This is a genomic window from Lentzea kristufekii (assembly GCF_033949925.1).
Classification (GTDB): domain Bacteria; phylum Actinomycetota; class Actinomycetes; order Mycobacteriales; family Pseudonocardiaceae; genus Lentzea; species Lentzea kristufekii.
Genome location: NZ_JAXAVV010000003.1, coordinates 50,771 through 68,967, shown reverse-complemented (window position 1 = coordinate 68,967; position 18,197 = coordinate 50,771). Strand labels below are relative to the sequence as shown.

Below are 18,197 nucleotides of genomic sequence, written 5' to 3'. Positions count from 1 at the left end.
ACACCTGCTCAGGCTGCTTCGCCGCAGACTCAGGAAATCGGAACTGAGGAATCGGTCTCAGTCCGCGTGGGTGGCGCGAATCGTTCGACGGTGATCGAACGACCGGGGTCGGGTTACGTGAAGCTGCATTTCACGGACCTGCGGATCCTGCCCGGTGACGTGCTCACGGTGTCGAGCCCTGACGGCACCGAGAAGTACACGTACACGAGAGACCTGAAGGCCTCGCTGACCGCCACGCTCGACGCGTCGGGCTTCTGGGCCATGTCGATCACGGGCGACCGGGCCGTGGTCTCGGTGACGAACCCGCTGTCCCGCGTCCGGATCGACAAGCTCACGCGTGGCTACACCGAGGCCGAGATGTCCTCGCAGCCGTCCGTGCAGAGCATCTGCGGCACGAACGACTACAAGGACGCGGTCTGCTACCAGTCCAGCAACCCGACCGAGTGGGGCAAGACCGCGTCCGTGGCGAAGCTGCTGCGCAACGGCAGTTCGCTGTGCACGGCGTGGCGGGTCGGCCCCAACAACCGCATGCTGACCAACGAACACTGCTTCACCAGCACCAGTGGCATCGAGGTGTGGTTCAACTACCAGTGCCCGACCTGCGGCGGAACCACTTCGGCCACCGTCACGAAGGTGCTGGCGGCCCAGGTCCTGAAGTACAGCGCGGCGCTGGACTACACCCTCTTCACCGTGAACAACTTCGCGGCTATCAGCTCGTTCGGTTACCTCGAACTGGACGCGCGCGTTCCGGCCGTGGGTGAGGAGATGTACATCGTCGGCCACCCGGCCGGGAAGCTGAAGAAGTTGTCGTTGCGCGACAACAACAACGGCGGCGGCTACTGCGTCGTGCGCGCGGTACGGGTGAACGGCAGCTCGTCGCAGTCCGACATCAGCTACATGTGCGACACCGAAGGCGGCTCGTCCGGCTCACCCGTGCTGTCGAGGCGCACGCACAAGGTGATCGGGCTCCACCACTTCGGCGGCTGCCCGAACCAGGGCGTGCGCATCGACCTCGTCGCCGCGCAGATCAACTCACTGCTGTGAGGATTTCCTGCTCCTCCTGCTGAGTGAGTCCCGCCTTGCGGGGCCGGTCCAGCCCGAGGCCGCGCTCGTACTCCAGCGAGTCGAGCGCGGTCTCGGCCAGCGGCCTGACCCGCAGCCCGTTGGCCAGCGCGTTGCTGACGTCGCGGCCGACCATCTTGGCCCACTCCTGCGGCAGCCACAGCGGCAGCGACCGCGGCCCGGCCCACGGGTTGATGCCGAGCTCCTTGAGCACGCTCTCCGGCACCGGTACGAGCTGCGTTCCCGGCTGAGCGGTCGCGCCGGCGATCTCGCCGATGGCCATCTGGAACGGCATGACCGGCCCGGTCGAGTCGTACGTGCCCGTCACCCGCTCCTCGGCCGCGAACACGATCCACTGCGCCAGGTCCCGCGCGTCGATGTGCTGGAACCCCAGGTCAGGGCTGTCCGGCACGACCACGCGTCCGCCCTGCGCCATCCGCGCGGGCCAGTACCCGAACCTGTCGCTGGGGTCGTCCGGCCCGGTGATGAGCCCGGCCCTGACGATGAACTCGCGGCTCGCCACGGCCTCCCGGACGGCGTTCTCACTGGCCACCTTGACGCTGCCGTACCGCTCGGCCGTGAACTCCTCGGCCGGGTCGTCCTCCAACGGCGGCAACAGCTCGTCGCTGCCCGTCGAGTGGTCGGCGTAGACGGAGATGCTGGACACGAACGTCCAGTGCGGCGTGGTCGTGCCGAACGCCTCCAGCGCGTCCCGCACCCAGTTCACCGAGTACTTCGACACGTCGATCACCGCGTCGAACTGCTCCCCGGCCAGCGCGTCGAACGCACCGGGCCTGTTCCTGTCGACCGGAACGAGCGTGGCTCCCTCCGGCACCCCGCCGGAGGCACCGCGGGCAGCGCAGACCACGTCGTGGCCGCGGCGGACCGCCTCCGCCGTGACGGCCTTGCTGAGGAACACGGTTCCGCCGAGCACGAGGATCTTCATGATCTCCAGCATCCGTCCGATCGGGCTCGGCTGCCAGTGGTCTCGCTTTGGGCGAAATAGCTTGTTGGAATAGGTCCAATACTTGATCGTTCGGACCCGATCAGTTAGAGGTGGTGAACTGCTGGCCGCCGCTGACCGATGAACGTTTCGTGAGTGTGCACGCCTTCGTCGACGAGTCGCGGCGAAACAACACGTACCTGCTGGCGGCTGCCGTGGTTCTCCCGCGCGAGCTGAGCAAGCTTCGCAAGTTGCTCATGAGCTTGCGCATGCCGAACCAGCGTGAGCTCCACTTCAAGAAGGAGACCCTGCCCGGCGCAAACAGATCTTGTCGGCCCTGGTCCGCACGTCAGTTCAGGTCGATCTGTACCTTGCCTGCTGCCGGAAGGGCGAGGAGCGTGCGAGGCAGGTTTGCGTTGCGAGGCTGACCGGAGACTTGCTCGATGTAGGAGCCGGGCGCCTTGTGCTCGACAGTCGCGAGGCTCGTGACGAACACGACCTCTTGACGATCAGAACTCGCCTCGGCAAGTACGCACGTGGCACCGGCTTGGTCTACGAGCACCTACCCAGCGAAAACGATCCGTTGTTGTGGATCCCTGACATCGTTGCGTGGTGCTACGGCGCTGGAGGCGATTGGCTGCGCCGGGTTCAACCGCTGATGGGCAACGTCATCGACACGAGGTTGCCCTAGAAAGCGCGAAGCACGGCGGCCGACCGTCCGGACGGGCACCGTGCTCACTTCTCCGGCTTACGGGCCGAAGCTGACACCAGATTACCAAACGGTCCCGCCGAGGCAAGCTCGTTCACCCGAAGGTGGACCGCCGACGATGTGCCCCCGAACACGTGCCGGGAGGATGAACGCACAGGTCAGATAGGCTCTCGAGGTACCGCCAGCCCCTCAATCCCGGGAGCAGTCTGTCGTGGCCCGAGTCGTCGTCGACGTCATGCCGAAGCCCGAAATTCTCGACCCCCAAGGCCAGGCGGTGGCGAATGCGCTGCCCCGTCTCGGTTTCGACGGCGTCACCGCCGTCCGTCAGGGCAAGCACTTCGAGCTGGAGGTCGCCGACGACGTCGACGACGCCACGCTCGCCAAGATCGCCGAGACCTTCCTCGCGAACCCCGTGATCGAGGACTGGACCGTGCGCAGGGTCGAGGCATGAGGGTCGGTGTCATCACCTTCCCCGGCACTCTCGACGACGTCGACACGCAGCGGGCCGTCCGGTACGCCGACGGCGAGGCTGTGCCGTTGTGGCACGGGGATCACGACCTCAAGGGCGTTGACGCGGTCATCGTGCCCGGTGGGTTCTCGTACGGCGACTACCTGCGGTGCGGTGCCATCGCGCGGTTCGCGCCCGTCATGCAGGAAGTGATCGAGGCCGCGAACAAGGGGATGCCAGTTCTCGGCATCTGCAACGGTTTCCAGATCCTCGCCGAGGCCCATCTGCTGCCCGGCGCGCTCACCCGCAACCACAAGCTGCACTTCGTGTGCCGCGACCAGTGGCTCGCGGTCGAGAACAACACCACGGCCTGGACCACCCGCTACGACAAGGACGCCGAGATCCTCGTGCCGTTGAAGTCGGGCGAGGGCGGCTACCAGGCCGACGAGGCCACGCTCAAAGAACTCGAGGACAACGGCAGGGTCGTCTTCCGGTACGTCGGCGACAACCCCAACGGCAGCCGCAACAACATCGCGGGCATCACCAACGCCAGGGGCAACGTCGTCGGGCTGATGCCGCACCCCGAGCACGCCATCGACGCGCTCACCGGCCCCACGGACGACGGACTGGGCATGTTCCTGTCCCTGCTCGACACGGTGGTGAAGGCATGATCGACACCGTCAAGAACGCCGAGGCGACGCCCGACCAGGAGCAGCCCTACAAAGAGCTGGGCCTCAAGGACGACGAGTACGCGCGCATCAAGGAGATCCTGAAGCGCAGGCCGACCGACGCCGAGCTGGCGATGTACTCGGTCATGTGGAGCGAGCACTGCTCCTACAAGTCGTCCAAGGTGCACCTGAAGTACTTCGGTGACACCACGACCGACGAGATGCGCAGCAAGATGCTCGCGGGCATCGGCGAGAACGCCGGCGTCGTCGACGTCGGTGACGGCTGGGCCGTCACGTTCAAGGTCGAGAGCCACAACCACCCCTCGTACGTCGAGCCCTACCAGGGCGCCGCGACGGGAGTCGGCGGCATCGTGCGCGACATCCTCGCGATGGGCGCGCGGCCGCTCGCGGTCATGGACCCGTTGCGGTTCGGCAGGCCCGACGCCGAGGACACGAAGCGCGTCCTGCCCGGCATCGTCGCGGGTGTCGGTGGCTACGGGAACTGCCTCGGCCTGCCGAACATCGGCGGAGAGGTCGTGTTCGACGAGTCCTACCAGGGCAACCCGCTGGTCAACGCCCTGTGCGTGGGTGCGATGCGCGTCGAGGACCTGCATCTCGCGCACGCGAGCGGCACCGGCAACAAGGTCATCCTCTACGGCGCGCGCACCGGCCTCGACGGCATCGGCGGCGTGAGCGTGCTGGCGAGCGAGACGTTCGACGACACGGCCGGCAAGCGCAAGAAGCTGCCGAGTGTGCAGGTCGGCGACCCGTTCACCGAGAAGGTGCTGATCGAGTGCTCGCTCGAGCTCTTCGAGAAGGGCATCGTCGCCGGCATCCAGGACCTCGGCGGTGCGGGCCTGTCCTGCGCGACGTCCGAGCTGGCGTCCGCGGGCGACGGCGGCATGCACGTCCGGCTCGACCGGGTGCCGTTGCGGGCCACCGGCATGACGCCGGCCGAGATCCTCTCCAGCGAGTCCCAGGAACGCATGTGCGCGGTGGTCGAGCCGGCCAACGTCGAGGCGTTCATGGAGGTCTGCGCGAAGTGGGACGTCATCGCCACCGAGATCGGTGAGGTGACGGAAGGCGACCGCCTGGTCATCACCTACCACGACGAGGTCGTCGTCGACGTGCCTCCGCGCACGGTCGCGCACGAGGGCCCGGTCTACCACCGGCCGATCCAGCGGCCCGCCGACCAGGACGAACTGCAGGCGAACACGCCGGACAGCCTTCCGCGGCCGGGCAGGGACGAGCTGCTCGCGTTGATCAAGACCATGGCGGCCAGCCCCAACCTGGCCTCCAAGAAGTGGGTCACGCAGCAGTACGACCGCTACGTCCGCGGCGGCACGGTCCTCGCGCAGCCGAGCGACGGCGGCATGATCCGGATCGACGAGGAGACGGGCCGCGGCGTGGCGCTCTCCACGGACTGCAACGGCCGCTACACGTTGCTCGACCCGTACGAGGGCGCGAAGCTGGCGCTGGCCGAGGCCTACCGCAACGTCGCGGCCACGGGTGCCACCCCGGTCGCCGTCACCAACTGCCTCAACTTCGGCTCGCCGGAGGACCCGGCGGTCATGTGGCAGTTCGAGCAGGCCGTGAAGGGCCTCGCGGACGGCTGCGCCGAGCTGGGCATCCCGGTGACCGGCGGCAACGTCAGCTTCTACAACCAGACCGGCTCCACGGCGATCCTGCCGACGCCGGTCGTGGGCGTGCTGGGCGTCATCGACGACGTGCGCCGCCGCATCCCCACGGGGATCGGGGCCGAGGCCGGCGAGACGCTGCTGCTGCTCGGCGAGACGCACGACGAGTTCGGCGGGTCGGAGTGGGCGCACCACGTCCACGGCCACCTGGGCGGACTGCCGCCGAAGGCGGACCTGAAGCGCGAGAAGCTGCTCGGCGAGATCCTCGTCGCGGGCTCGCGCGACGGCATGGTCTCCGCCGCGCACGACCTCTCCGAGGGCGGCCTGGCGCAGGCGCTGGTCGAGACGTGCCTGATCGGTGAGGTGGGCGCGCGGGTCTTCCCCGAGGGTGACCTGTTCACCGCGTTGTTCAGCGAGTCCGCCGGCCGCGTGCTGGTCGCCGTGCCGCGCACCGAGGAGCAGCGGTTCACCGACATGTGCACCGCGCGCCGGCTGCCGTGGCGCAAGATCGGCGTCGTGGACCCGGAGTCGAACGCCCTGGAGGTCCAGGGCCTCGGCGAACTCCCGCTGGACGAGCTTCGCGAAGCCTGGGAGGGCACCCTCCCGGCGCTGTTCGACTAGCTGAAAGGCGTCTGCAAGTATTACCAACTCAGAGTTGGTGGTACTTGCAGACGCCGTTAGTCAGCTCGACGCGATGCGCTGCAGCTGCTCGAACCTGCCGTTGAACAGGTTCTGGTCACCGGGGAAGAGCCCGGCCGCCTGCCACTGCCAGATCGTGTGGAAGTCGAACCCGACCGGCAACGGGCCGAGCTTCGAGTTGTAGTGCGCGATCCACAGCGGGTTGTCGTCGCCGAACTTCACCGAGCCGCCGACGCACTTGTTCCACCAGTTCGTGGACGTGTAGATCACCGGATAACGCTTGGTGCGCGCGTAGACCGTGTCGCTGAACTGCTTGACCCACGCCGTCATCGCGGCCTGGTTCATGTTGTAGCAAGTCTCGCCGTACGGGTTGTACTCCATGTCGAGCGCGGGCGGCAGCGTCTTGCCGTCGGGTGACCACCCGCCGCCGTTGTCGACGAAGAAGTTCGCCTGCTGCACGCCGTTGGCGCGGTCCGGCAGCGCGAAGTGGTACGCGCCGCGGATCATGCCGATGTTCAGCGAACCGTTGTACTGCTGGGTGAACTTCGGGTTCAGGTAGTGGGTGCCCTCGGTCGCCTTGACGTAGGCGAACCGGGCACCTTTGTCCCAAGAGGACTTCCAGTCGACGTCGCCCTGGTGGCTGCTCACGTCCATGCCGGGCACCTTGCCCTCGGTGGGCGGGGACTCCGAGGCCGAACGAAGGTCACCCGTGCCTTCGTGTTTGAGGATCTGGGAACCCGCCGTGTGGTCCGCGGAGCCCTCGGGCAAGGGCGCCGCGGACGCGGGTGCCGGCGTCATGCCGGCGACGATCGCCACGATGCTGATCAAGGTCCGCATGGACTAGATCGTGCGACCATTTGTCGCAATTGGCTACCGGGGTCACCCGTCCAGGCGGGACAGCTCCTCGGCGGACAACTCCAGGTGGGTGGCCGCGGCCGAATCCCGGATGCTCGCCGGTCGAGAAGCACCCGGAATGGGGACTACCACTTCGGACTTCGCGAGCATCCACGCGAGGCAGACCTGGTGAGCGCTCACGCCGTGGGCGTCACCGACCTCCTTGAACGGACCGCTCAGCTCGCCCGCCTTGCCGATCCCGCCGAACGGGCTCCACGGCAGGAACGCGATCCCGAGCTTCGCGCACAGCTCCAGCTCGGGCTCGCTCGACCGGAACACCGGCGAGAACTGGTTCTGCACCGCCGCGAGCCGTCCGCCGAGGATGTCGTTGGCGAGCACGATCTCGTCCGGGTTGAAGTTCGAGACACCGGCGTAGCGGATCTTGCCGTTGTCCAGCAGCTCCTTCAACGCCCCGACCGAGTCGGCGATCGGCGTCTTCGGGTCCGGCCGGTGGAACTGGTAGAGGAAGATCTGGTCCACGCCGAGCCGCTGCAACGAGCCGTCGACGGCTTTGCGCAGGTACTCCGGCCGGCCGTCGAGCGCCCAGCCACCGCCCGGCACGCGTGTGTGCCCGCCCTTGGTCGCCACGAACACCTCTTCGGAACGGCCGCGCAGCCCTTCGGCGATGAGCGACTCGTTGTGCCCGAAGTCGGTGTCGTCGAGCGAGTAGGCGTCGGCGGTGTCGATGAACGTCACGCCCGAGTCCAGTGCGGCGTGGATGGTCTCGATCGCCTGCGCGCGGTCCGGCCTCCCCTGCACGGAGACGGGCATGCCGCCCAGGCCGATGGCGCTGACTTCCACTTCTCCGATACGACGCTTCTGCATGCACTCCACTCTGGACCCTGGCGATTAAGCTGTCCAACGCGGAGAACTGATCTCATTGAGCACTGCGGGTGATGAATCGTGGAACTCAGACAACTCGAACACTTCCTCGCGGTCGCCGAAGAGTGCCACTTCACGCGGGCCGCGCACCGTCTGCACATCGCCCAGTCCGGCCTCTCGGCGTCGATCCGCGCGCTGGAGGTCGAGCTGGGCGCGCCGCTGTTCCTGCGCACCACCCGCCAGGTCGAGCTGACCCAGGCCGGACGGGCACTGCTGCCCGAGGCGCGCCGGGCGTTGAGCAGCGTCTCCGCCGCCAAGGACGCGGTCGCCGCCGTCCAGGGGCTGCTGCGCGGCACGTTGTCCGTCGGCAGCCTGCAGTGCCTGCACGTGGTGCACCTGCCCGCGGTGCTGGCCCGGTTCCACGAGCTGCACCCCGGCGTGGAGATCAGGATGCGCCAGTCCGGCAACGCCGAACTGGTCGAGGAGGTGCGCGCAGGCAGGCTCGACCTCGCGTTCGTCACGCGGCAGCCGAAGATCGCCGACGACCTGCGCGTGTCCACTTTGGCCAGTGAACCGCTCGTGCTCGCGTGTGCGCCGGGAAGTCCCTTCGCTACAAGGGAGTCCATCGAGCTGTCAGAGCTGGCCGGTCAGCCGTTCGTCGACTTCAACGCCGACTGGGGCACCCGCGACGAGGCCGACCGCGCGCTGGCCGCCGCCGGGGTCGAACGCAGGGTCGCCGTCGAGGTCAACGACGTGCACTCGCTGCTCGACTTCGTCGTTTTCGGCCTCGGTGTCGCGTTAGTCCCGCAGTCCTTCACCCTCAAGACCGACCGCGCGCACTTCGTCGGCCTTCGAGGGACCGCGCCCGTTGCCGAGACCGTCGTCGTCACGGCGAACACCGTCGGCGCCGCCGCGAGCGTCCTTCTCGACATGGTTCTGGAGGCCAGGTCGGGCCGCCTCCGCGTCGCAGGTTAGGTGCCAGCCGGTCGCGGGCTCGCGGAACTCGGTTCCCTCCAGGACCTTCATCTCGCCGTCCTGAGCGGCGGGTGGCTGCGGGGACGGGTGGAAGAACCTGCCCACCTCGGCGAACCCCATCTTCTCGTTGCCCAGGTTGACCACACCGGCGAAGGCCGTCTCCTGGAAGGAGATCCCGCCCGTGAACTCGGCGTTCTCCAGCTGCAGCCTGCCGTGGAACTTGCCACCGGAGAACAGCGTCACGCTCTTGACGTGGACGTTGCGCAGGTTCGTGATGCCGTAGAACTGCGCGCGCCGGGCGACGAACCGGTTGACGTACCGGCCGTCCAGCGAGAAGTACTCCAGGACAGCGCCGGTCAGGTCCAGGTCGAAGGACTCGTGCCTGCGCTTCTTCCCCCACGACAGGGTGTCCTTGATCAGCCGTTGCGCGGTCAGCCGGACCTGGTGCTCCAGCTGGGTCTCCGTCGGCACCTCGCCGAAGTGCTGGTCCGGGTCTTCCGGCCGCGCCTTGTGCGCGGGGTGCTCGAAGGGCCGCCGCAGGTACGCGCACAGCACGTCGAGCACGGTCTGCTGGTAGCGGGGCGTCGACCTGGCGAGCGACACCAGCGCGTGCATCGCGCCCACCCGCACCTGGTCGGCCTCGTTGCCGAGCAGCTCCACCGCCCGCGCGAACCGCTCGTCGGCGACCTTCTCACTTTCCAGGAGGTGCTTGCGATCGTTGAGCCACAACGCGTACAGCGCGACGATGGCACCGCCCGCGACGCCGGCGGTCTTCACGATCTCCACGGCCGGCGCCTTGACCAGCCAGAGCAGGACCGCGGTCGCCCCGGTCACCACGGCCGCGGACAGAACTGCGAAGAACCACTTCACGTCAGTTCCTCCACGCTTCGGGAAGCTCGGCTTCCGCCGCGAACGCACAGCCGTCCGCCTTCACGTCGGCCCACTCCGAGTCCGCGAACTTGGTCTCCCCGCCGAACTTCGTCTCCGTGAAGACCGCGAGCCCGCGCGCCTTGACCCTGCTGAACCACGCCTTGCGGCGGAAGTCGTTGTGGTGCATGTACAACCGGCCGGTCACCTCGGCGTCGGTGAGGTAGACGTCGCCGTGGACCACCATGTGGTGGAAGGCGTTGGACTCGTTGAGGTGCGCGACCCGCATGATCAGGTCGCCGACCTGCCGGTACGACAGGTCCATGTACTCGAGATGGGCCTTGGTGAGGTTGAGGTCGTAGATCGGCGGGGCCTTCTCCTCCAGGCGCGGCAGCAGGTCCTCGATCAGCCGCTGCGAGGTGAGCCGGACCTCCAGCTCGATCTCCTCGGGGTCGTTCTTCGTCTTCCGGTACGGCTGGCGCAGGTACGCGCAGAGGATGTCGAGCACGGTCTGCGTGTACTCGGTCCTCGACTTCGCGAGGCCGGCGAGCGCGTGCATCGCGCCCACCCGCACCTGTGCGGTCTCGTGGCCCAGCAGCTCGACGGCGCGCGCGAACCGTTCGTCGGCCACGCGGGACCGGTCGTGGTCGATGCGCTGGCTCTCGAGTTCCTGGCGCGCCTCCTCGACCTTGCGGCGCCGGTCGTTCAGCCACAACGCGTAGAGGGCGATGATCGCGCCGCCCGCGAGACCACCGGTCTTGATCGCCTCGTGCTTGGGCGCGCCGGGGTCCACGAGCAGCAACGCGCCGCCGACCAGCACGAACACGCCGATGGACGCGAGAACGGTCGACAGCAGCAAACTTTTCCTCACGAGGTCGGCATTCTGCCAAGGACCGGGTGCATGATGGGCTCGAACGGTTCGAACGCGGGTGGGGTGAGCGAGTGGAGCGGCCGAACTGGGCGCCGGCGGACATCGACCTGGAGCGACCCAGTGTCGCGCGGGTGTACGACTACTGGCTCGGCGGCGCGCACAACTTCGCCGCGGACAGGGCCGTCGCCCAGAAGACCCTGGAGACCATGCCCGAGTTGCGCGGGGTGGTCCTCAACCACCGCGCGTTCCTGCGCCGGGCCGTCCGCTACCTGCTCGGCCGTGGCGTCCGGCAGTTCCTCGACCTCGGCTCCGGCATCCCGACCGTCGGCAACGTGCACGAGATCGCGCAGGCCGCCGACCCCGAGGCCAGGGTCGTCTACGTGGACGTCGACCCGGTCGCCGTCGCGCACAGCCGGTCGTTGCTGGCCGGCAACGACCACGTGAGCGTGCTGCACGCCGACGTCCGCGACTGGGCGGGCGTGCTGGCCTCGGACGAGGTGGACAAGCAGCTCGACTTCGACGAGCCGGTCGCCGTGCTGATGGTCGCGCTGTTGCACTTCGTGGCGGACGAGGAAGACCCGTGGGGCGTCGTCGGCGGGTATCGCGACCGCCTGTCGCCCGGCAGTTTCCTCGCCATCTCGCACGCCGGTTACCAGGCGGACGAGGAGACGGAGGCCTACCGGCAGGCCCGCAAGATCTACAACCGCGACGTCACGCAGATGACGTTCCGCGACGCGACCGAGATCAGCCGCCTCTTCGGCGGGTTCGCGCTGGTCGAGCCCGGTGTCGTCCGGGTGCCCGCCTGGCATCCCGAGTCACCGGCCGACGTGGAGGAGTCCGGGGAGGGATTTCCCGGGTTCGCCGCGTTGGGCCGGAAGGCTTAGAGATGACTCCGGACGGCGACCGGCCGTATGCTGCGCGTTCGTGGCGTTAGGGCCGAGAAGATGACCGATCGGGTTGACCAGCGGGTGCGTGAGAATCGCTCTCCTTTGAGCCCGGCCGTACTGGCCGGTGCCGAGTCGTTCGCGCGCAGCTGGGCCACGGCCGTCATCGGGTCGAGTTACGTGCCGATGACCAGGGCAGAGGTCGCCCAGCACCTCCAGGACCTCACCGAGCTGCTGGTCGAGGCGCTGTTCGCGAACCCGTTCCGCCCGGCACCCGGCCACGAGATCGGCTCACGGCTGGTCGACGCGCACTTCACCGGCACCGACACGCTCGGCCGCACCGTCCAGCTGCTCGGCGACGACCTGCTGGTCGAGCTCGGCTTCCCCGGCGACGCCCGGCTGACGTCCCGCCTGAGCGCCCTGCAGGGTGCGCTGGCCGCCGGGTACGCCCGCGCGCTGCGGGAACGCACGCTCGCCGAGCAGGAGGCCATCAGGGCGGCCGTGCTGGACGCCCGCGACCAGGCCGAGTCGATGCTGCGGGCCTCGGAGGCCCGGTTCCGCGCCATGTTCACCGAGGCCGCGATCGGCATCGGCATCGCGGCCATCGACGGCCGGATCCTGGACGTCAACCAGGCCCTGCAGGACATGCTCGGGTTCAGCGTCGAGGAGATGCGCCAGTACAACGTGCGCGACCTCATGCACCCCGAGGACGCGGGCAGCGTGTGGCGGCTCTACGACCAGCTCATCGCGGGCGAGTGCGACCACTACCGGGCCGAGAAGCGGTTCCACCGGGCCGACGGCGAGCAGGTGTGGACGCACCTGACGTTGTCGCTGGTCCGCGACGACCACGGCGAGCCGCAGTACCAGGTCGCGATGATCGAGGACGTCACCGACCGGCACCTGCTGCAGAACCGGTTGCGCTACCAGGCGTTGCACGATCCGCTCACCGGGCTGCCGAACCGCGCGCTGTTCCTCGAACGCCTCGGGCGCGTGTTCAACAACCGGGCCAAGCACGTGCGGGCCGGTCTCTGCTACCTGGACCTGGACGGTTTCAAGGTCATCAACGACTCGCTGGGCCACGACACGGGGGACCAGCTGCTGGTCGAGGTCGGCCGCCGGCTCGACCACTCGGTGTCCGGCGAGGGCAAGCTGGTCGCGCGCATGGGCGGCGACGAGTTCGTGATCCTGGTCGAGGGCTCGTCCGGCGAGCAGGACATCGTGGACGTCGCGGACCGGGTGCTGACCGAGCTGGAGGCACCGATCCGCATCGCGGGCCACGAGCTGTCCGTGTCGGCGTCGATCGGCATCGTCGAACGGCAGCTGTCCGGCACCACGTCCGCGGACCTCATGCGCGACGCGGACATCACGCTGTACTGGGCCAAGGCGGACGGCAAGGCGCGCTGGGCGTTGTACGACCCGGAGCGCAACGCCCGCGAGGTCGCCCGGTTCACGCTGTCCGCGACGATGCCGCGTGCGTTGGAACGCGGCGAGTTCTACGTCGAGTACCAGCCGCTGGTGCGCCTGGAGGACTCCAAGGTCACCGGCGTCGAGGCCCTCGTGCGCTGGCAGCACCCGGAGTTCGGGCGGCTCGCGCCGGACCGGTTCATCGAACTGGCCGAGGAGACCGGCCTGATCGTCCCCTTGGGACGGTGGGTGCTGCGCAAGGCCTGCGAGGAGGCGCGGCGCTGGCTGGAGGAGTTCGGTGACGCGGCGCCGTTCGTGTCGGTGAACCTGGCCGTGCGGCAGTCCCGCGACCCGGAGCTGGTGCGCGACGTCAAGCAGATCCTGGACGAGTGCGCGCTGCCGCCGCACCACCTGCAGCTGGAGCTGACCGAGTCGGCAATCATGGGCACCGCCGACGAGCCGCTGGAGGCGCTGCGGGCGTTGTGCGACATGGGTGTGCGCATCGCGATCGACGACTTCGGCACCGGCTACTCGAACCTGGCGTACCTCAAGCACCTGCCCGTGCACGAGCTGAAGATCGCCGGCTCGTTCATGGAGGGGCTGCGGGCCGAGAACGAGGAAGACCCGGTCGACGCGCAGATCGTCGCGACGCTGGTGCAGCTCGCGCACGCACTCTCGTTGGGCGTCACGGCGGAGGGCGTGGAGACGCCCGCTCAGGCAGCTCGGTTGCTGCGCCTGGGATGTGACACCGGCCAGGGCTGGTTCTTCGCGCGGCCCGGTCCGCCGGAGAACATCGACAGCCTGTTGCGTGGTGATCTCTAGCTCGGGGAACACCCCAGGGCATGAAGCCGTTGGCCCTGGTCGTACTCCTGCTGATCATGTCGGCCCCGGTCGCCCGTGCGGCCGAAGTGGTTCCCCTGCCCGCGGACAAGCAGGCGTTCGGCACGGCCAGATCGGCGGCCAGCCCGGTGTGGTTCACGCTCGGCCACCAGGGGCTGTCCGAGATCTTCTTCCCCGACCTCAGCACGCCCGCGACTCGCGAGACGCGGCTGCTCGTCGACGGGAAGCCTGGTCAGGCGCACACCGAGCCCGCCGACGACAGGTCGCTGACCTTCCGGCAGCACCTGCGAGGTGACGGCTGGCGCGCCGAGATCACCTACGTCACCGATCCGCAGCGCGCGGCCGTGCTCGCGGACGTGACGGTCACGGCCCAGCGGCCGGTCCGGCTCTCGGTCGAACACGTGCCGATGAAGGGTTCCAGCGAGGTCAGGACGACCCTGCCCACCGAGCCGGTGCGCCGCGCCCACGGGATGTTCGCGGTCGGCTTCGGTGAGGGCGTCGCCCAGGCAGCGCTGGACCGGGGATTCCGTGCCAGCGCGAAGGAGTACGCGCGGGGCTGGCACACCTACCTCGACGCGCTGAAGCGTCCGAGGTCCGCGGACCGGCGGCTCTACGACATGTCGGTGATGGTGCTGGCGGCGACCGAGGACAAGACCCACCCCGGCGCGTCGATCGCCTCGCCGAGCTTCCCGTGGGCCTTCGGGTTCGACCGGGAGCTGGCGCCGGAGCTCGGCCCCTACGCCCTGGTCTGGCCCCGCGACCTCTACCACGTGTCCACGGCCATGATCGCCGCCGGTGATCGCGGGTTCGCTGAACGGTCGCTGGACTTCATGCTGCGCGAACAGCAGGAGCCGGACGGCCACCTGCCGCAGAACACGCGCGTGGACGGCACCCCGGTGTGGACCAAGGTCCAGCTCGACCAGACCGCGGCACCGCTCCTGCTCGCGTGGCACCTGGGCCGGAGCGACAAGTCCACAACGGACGCGTTGCGCCGATCGGCCGACTACCTGCTGAGCTACCCGAACTCGCCGTTCAGCGAGCAGGAGCGCTGGGAGAACCAGGACGGCTACTCACCCGCCACCATCGCGTCCGTCGTCGCAGGCCTGGTGTGCTTCGCGGACCTGGTGCAGCGCAACGGGGAGAACGCCGACAAGTACCTCCGGGCCGCCGACGAGTGGCAGCGGAAGGTGGAGGGCTGGACCGCGACGAAGACCGGGCCGTACTCGCCGAAGCCGTACTACCTGCGACTGACCAAGGACGGACAGCCGGACCAGGGCACCAAGTACGACCTCGGCGACAACAACCCCACCGACATCGACCAGCGCGCCGTCGTCGACCCGAGCTTCCTCGAACTGGTGCGGCTCGGTGTGAAGCGCGCCGACGACCCGGTCATCCGCAACACCGTGCGAGTCGTGGACCAGCAGTTGAAGGAGCAGGGCTACTGGCACCGATTCACGCAGGACGGCTACGGCGAGACCGCGGACGGCAGGCCGTGGGGCATCAACTGGCCGACGCCGACGCGCACCTACGGCAGGTTGTGGCCGTTGCTCAGCGGTGAACGCGGTGAGTACGAACTGCTCGCCGGCGACAAGGCCGGTGCCGCCAAGCGGTTGCGCGAGATCGCCGCGACCGCCAACAGCGGCCTCATGCTGCCCGAACAGGTGTGGAACGGCCGGGGAACGGGCTCGGCCACCCCGCTCGCCTGGACGCACGCGCAGTACGTGCGGCTGGCGTGGTCGCTCGACGCGGGCCGTCCCGTGGAACGACCCGCCGTCGTCGCGAACCGCTACAACAGCTAGCGCCTGCTCACGTTGTGCCCGGAGAGCTGGACGACCGGCTGAGCGCCGCCCAGGTCGGACGTCCGGTACTCGGCCCGGATCGTCTGGCTCTCACCGGGGAACAGCGTGATGTAGTTGTCGCTCCAGTCGACCGGCAGCACCTCGGCGCCGCCCTGACCCTTGCGCAGCGACGCCCGCATGAAGAACGCCACGGAGGTGCCGGTGTTCTTCACCGTCACGCTCGTGGTCTGCCTGCCGTTCGCACCCGGCGTCGTCGTGGAGGTCACCGACACCTGACCTGCCCTCAACGAGCTCAACGACTTCAGGTCCGTGTACTGGGCCTGCGGCGTGTAGTACCAGTCACCGGCGTTGTAGTTCAGCGTGTCCGCCTTGGTGGACAGCCAGTAGACGTTGCGGTCGATCTCCTTGCCCGTGGAGTCCTTCAGCAGCAGCCGCACGAAGTACGCGGGCGTCAGCCCGGACGGCTGCGGCAGGGTGCCGACCCGCACGGAACCGTTGGCCTTGGCCGGAACCGGACGCGTCTCGTTCGCCTTCTGCGTGCCGTCGGAGTTGAAGACCGTCACCTGGAGGTTCATGCCCTGCTTGGCCTCCAGGCCCATGTTCACCACGGCGAGCGACTTGTCGTCGTAGGAGTACTGCGCGTGCAGCGCCTTGTTCGCCGTCTTGGCGCCGAAGTACGACCCCGCGGTCGCGAGGTTGTAGTTGTAGAGGTGCCAGAAGAGCTTGGGCCACGGGTCGTTCTGCATCCAGTAGATGACGCCCTGCGCCTGGTTCGCGCCGGTGTCGGAGAAGTCGCGGCCGAACGCCTCGAACTGCGCGCGGTTCGTCTCGTACTGCTGCAGCTGCGACTTGTTGACGAAGTCGTCCACGCTGGACGGCTTGCCGTAGCGGTTGTCGAGCGCCGTGCCCCAGAAGCCGATCTTGCTGAAGTTGCCCGACGGCGACAGGTGGTACTGCGCCGCGTTGTAGTCCGTCAGCTTGGCGATCTCGGCCGGGCTCAGGAACTTCTTGAGCTCGTCCATCTCCGGGATCGCGAGGCCGGGGCCGATCTCGGACGCGAAGCCCGCGCTACCGCCCTTCTGGTTGTTGTACCAATAGACCGGCGGCTCCCACCAGTACGGGCCCTCCATCTTCATGCCCGAGTCACCGAGCTGCGGAGAGCTGCGGCGCGCGGCCGCGGTGACGATCGGCGTCTGCCAGTCGGCACGCTTCAGCGCGTCCAGGTAGATCTTCTCGACGTCGGCGACCGGGGCCTCGTCCGAGCCGATCAGGAACGTGAACACACTGGGGTGGTTGCGGATCCGCTTGGCCTCGCCCTCGGCGGACGCGCCGGCGACCCTCTTGTCCTCCGCGGTGAACCCGCCGGTGTTCTGCCACTTCGAGCAGCACTCCCAGCCGGTCATCAGCAGGATGCCCATGCGGTCGGCCAGGTCGTAGATCTCGTCGTTCTCGGGCTTGCCCTCGAGGCGGATCGTGTTGAGGCCCATGGACTTCGTCAGCTGCATCTCGTCGGCGATCTTCTGCGCGTTCGTGCGCAGGAAGAGGTCCGACGCCCAGCCGCCACCGCGGATCAGGATCGGCTTGCCGTTGATCTGGTACTGGAGGTTGCCGCTGATCATCTTCGAGGTGACCTCGCGGATGCCGAACGTCGTCTTCTGCTCGTCCGACCTGGCGCCGCTCACCGTCGCGGTGGCCGTCGCGTCGTACAGCGGCTGCGCGCCCATCTGGTACGGCCACCAGATCTGCGGGTTGGCGACGTTCAGCGTGAACGCGACGGTCTTCGTCTCGTTCGCGGCCAGGCTCACGTTCTGGCTGTAGTTCTGGCCCGCGGCGCTGCCGGCGACGGTCGTGGTGACCGCGCTGCCGGTGTTGTTGCGCGCGTCCACCTTCACCGTCACCGTGGCGGTGTTCAGGTTCGGCAGCGGCAGGTCGCTCAGGACGTGCAGGCCGCGCAACGAGACCGCGCCGCTCTGCACGAGGTCGACGTCGCGGAAGAGGCCCTGGTTGCGGTCGGGCGGGAGCTGGGCCCAGTCGATGAAGTGGATCACCAGGTCCTTGGCGGGATCGGACGGCGACGCCTTGATCGCGAGCGCGTTGTCGCCCTTGCGCAGCAGGCCGGTGACGTTGAACTCGAACGTCGGGTAAGCACCGATGACGGTGTCCGTGCCGGCGACCTTCGTGCCGTTCAGCCACACCTCACCGCGGGAGATCACACCGCCGTTGAGCTTGAGGAACGTGTTCACGCCCGGCTGTGGATCGGCCTGGAAGACCTTGCGGTACCACCACGGCACCTTGAAGTCGCCGGGGTTGGCCCTCTTCAGGTTCTCCGAGTAGTTGACGTCCCCGTACTTGCCGTTCGCGATCAGGCCGGCCATCACCGTCGACCGCGCGGGCACGGTCAGCCACCCGGCGTCCGAGTAGCCGGTCCCGGAGATCACGCTCCCGGCCTGCGTGGCGGTGGTGCTGGTCTGCATGCGCCAGTCCGGGATGGTGGAGGTCTGTCCGGGGACGGCGGCCACGGTGAGCGCCGTTCCGGTGCCGGGCACGGGGCCCGCGTTGGCTGAGGTGCCTGGCACGAGCAAAGCCAGACCCACCGCCGCCACGACCATGGTCGGTAGTGGTCGGTTGCGCAGCATGTCGCTCCTCGACGCATCGGGGCGGCGGCGCTTCGGGGTATCGTAAAGAAGGTTTCCTTTTGGCGAGGTCACCGGCAATGGGCCTTGCGGGTGATGCGA

14 protein-coding genes are annotated in these 18,197 nt (G+C 68.4%); 8 read left to right on the top strand and 6 right to left on the bottom strand.

The window, feature by feature from the left end; genetic code table 11:
- Positions 1–117: 117 nt before the first annotated feature.
- Complete coding sequence (locus SK571_RS07115; protein ID WP_319983226.1) at positions 118–1,044, top strand: trypsin-like serine peptidase; 927 nt, start codon at positions 118–120, stop codon at positions 1,042–1,044.
- On the opposite strand, the gene SK571_RS07110 is transcribed toward SK571_RS07115, so the two are convergent.
- On the bottom strand, positions 1,028–2,008 hold the full coding sequence (locus tag SK571_RS07110; protein WP_319983225.1) for an NAD-dependent epimerase/dehydratase family protein: 981 nt from the start codon (positions 2,006–2,008) through the stop codon (positions 1,028–1,030). The genes SK571_RS07115 and SK571_RS07110 overlap by 17 nt on opposite strands.
- A 104-nt stretch (positions 2,009–2,112) precedes the next feature.
- Positions 2,113–2,298: a hypothetical protein gene (locus tag SK571_RS07105; RefSeq protein WP_319983224.1), complete on the bottom strand. Its 186-nt coding sequence runs from the start codon at positions 2,296–2,298 to the stop codon at positions 2,113–2,115.
- A 627-nt stretch (positions 2,299–2,925) separates the two neighbouring features.
- On the opposite strand from SK571_RS07105, the gene purS reads away from it, so the two are divergent.
- Genes purS through purL form a run of 3 tightly spaced genes read left to right on the top strand, consistent with a single transcriptional unit; the run spans position 2,926 to position 6,088 of the window.
- On the top strand, positions 2,926–3,165 hold the full coding sequence (gene purS, locus SK571_RS07100) for a phosphoribosylformylglycinamidine synthase subunit PurS (protein WP_030477798.1): 240 nt from the start codon (positions 2,926–2,928) through the stop codon (positions 3,163–3,165).
- On the top strand, positions 3,162–3,833 hold the full coding sequence (purQ, locus tag SK571_RS07095; protein WP_319983223.1) for a phosphoribosylformylglycinamidine synthase subunit PurQ: 672 nt from the start codon (positions 3,162–3,164) through the stop codon (positions 3,831–3,833). Before purS ends, purQ begins: the two co-directional genes overlap by 4 nt.
- Complete coding sequence (purL, locus tag SK571_RS07090) at positions 3,830–6,088, top strand: phosphoribosylformylglycinamidine synthase subunit PurL (RefSeq protein ID WP_319983222.1); 2,259 nt, start codon at positions 3,830–3,832, stop codon at positions 6,086–6,088. The genes purQ and purL overlap by 4 nt, the downstream gene beginning before the upstream one ends.
- 60 nt (positions 6,089–6,148) lie before the next feature.
- On the opposite strand, the gene SK571_RS07085 is transcribed toward purL, so the two are convergent.
- Positions 6,149–6,943 carry a lysozyme gene (locus tag SK571_RS07085; protein WP_319983221.1) on the bottom strand — a complete coding sequence of 265 codons (795 nt, stop codon included), beginning with the start codon at positions 6,941–6,943 and terminating at the stop codon, positions 6,149–6,151.
- Positions 6,944–6,985: 42 nt separating this feature from the next.
- A complete protein-coding gene (locus SK571_RS07080) occupies positions 6,986–7,825 on the bottom strand; it encodes an aldo/keto reductase (RefSeq protein ID WP_319983220.1) in 840 nt (279 codons plus the stop codon).
- A 78-nt stretch (positions 7,826–7,903) separates the two neighbouring features.
- Here SK571_RS07080 and SK571_RS07075 point away from each other — a divergent pair, with 78 nt between their 5' ends.
- Positions 7,904–8,797 (top strand): LysR family transcriptional regulator, encoded by an 894-nt coding sequence (locus tag SK571_RS07075; protein ID WP_406601951.1) that lies wholly within the window; start codon positions 7,904–7,906, stop codon positions 8,795–8,797.
- An 871-nt stretch (positions 8,798–9,668) separates the two neighbouring features.
- Here the strand turns inward: SK571_RS07075 and SK571_RS07065 are convergent.
- Complete coding sequence (locus tag SK571_RS07065; protein WP_319983219.1) at positions 9,669–10,535, bottom strand: pentapeptide repeat-containing protein; 867 nt, start codon at positions 10,533–10,535, stop codon at positions 9,669–9,671.
- Positions 10,536–10,606: 71 nt separating this feature from the next.
- Between SK571_RS07065 and SK571_RS07060 the strand changes: the two genes are divergently transcribed.
- Genes SK571_RS07060 through SK571_RS07050 form a run of 3 tightly spaced genes read left to right on the top strand, consistent with a single transcriptional unit; the run spans position 10,607 to position 15,462 of the window.
- A complete protein-coding gene (locus tag SK571_RS07060; RefSeq protein ID WP_319983218.1) occupies positions 10,607–11,419 on the top strand; it encodes an SAM-dependent methyltransferase in 813 nt (270 codons plus the stop codon).
- Positions 11,420–11,479: 60 nt separating this feature from the next.
- Positions 11,480–13,645, top strand: a complete 2,166-nt coding sequence (locus SK571_RS07055; protein WP_319983217.1) for a putative bifunctional diguanylate cyclase/phosphodiesterase — start codon at positions 11,480–11,482, stop codon at positions 13,643–13,645.
- Positions 13,646–13,665: 20 nt separating this feature from the next.
- Positions 13,666–15,462: a glycoside hydrolase family 15 protein gene (locus SK571_RS07050; RefSeq protein WP_319983216.1), complete on the top strand. Its 1,797-nt coding sequence runs from the start codon at positions 13,666–13,668 to the stop codon at positions 15,460–15,462.
- Here the strand turns inward: SK571_RS07050 and SK571_RS07045 are convergent.
- Positions 15,459–18,098, bottom strand: coding sequence for a glycosyl hydrolase 2 galactose-binding domain-containing protein (locus SK571_RS07045; protein WP_319983215.1), 2,640 nt, complete (start codon positions 18,096–18,098; stop codon positions 15,459–15,461). The genes SK571_RS07050 and SK571_RS07045 overlap by 4 nt on opposite strands.
- Positions 18,099–18,197: the final 99 nt, after the last annotated feature.

What these genes read in the sequence shown, in the direction of transcription:
- SK571_RS07045 (WP_319983215.1), bottom strand. Translation starts at nt 18,098, where the DNA reads ATGCTGCGCAACCGACCACTACCGACCATGGTCGTGGCGGCGGTGGGT.
- SK571_RS07080 (WP_319983220.1), bottom strand. Translation starts at nt 7,825, where the DNA reads ATGCAGAAGCGTCGTATCGGAGAAGTGGAAGTCAGCGCCATCGGCCTG.
- SK571_RS07055 (WP_319983217.1), top strand. Translation starts at nt 11,480, where the DNA reads ATGACCGATCGGGTTGACCAGCGGGTGCGTGAGAATCGCTCTCCTTTG.
- SK571_RS07085 (WP_319983221.1), bottom strand. Translation starts at nt 6,943, where the DNA reads ATGCGGACCTTGATCAGCATCGTGGCGATCGTCGCCGGCATGACGCCG.
- purL (WP_319983222.1), top strand. Translation starts at nt 3,830, where the DNA reads ATGATCGACACCGTCAAGAACGCCGAGGCGACGCCCGACCAGGAGCAG.
- SK571_RS07110 (WP_319983225.1), bottom strand. Translation starts at nt 2,008, where the DNA reads ATGAAGATCCTCGTGCTCGGCGGAACCGTGTTCCTCAGCAAGGCCGTC.
- purQ (WP_319983223.1), top strand. Translation starts at nt 3,162, where the DNA reads ATGAGGGTCGGTGTCATCACCTTCCCCGGCACTCTCGACGACGTCGAC.
- SK571_RS07050 (WP_319983216.1), top strand. Translation starts at nt 13,666, where the DNA reads ATGAAGCCGTTGGCCCTGGTCGTACTCCTGCTGATCATGTCGGCCCCG.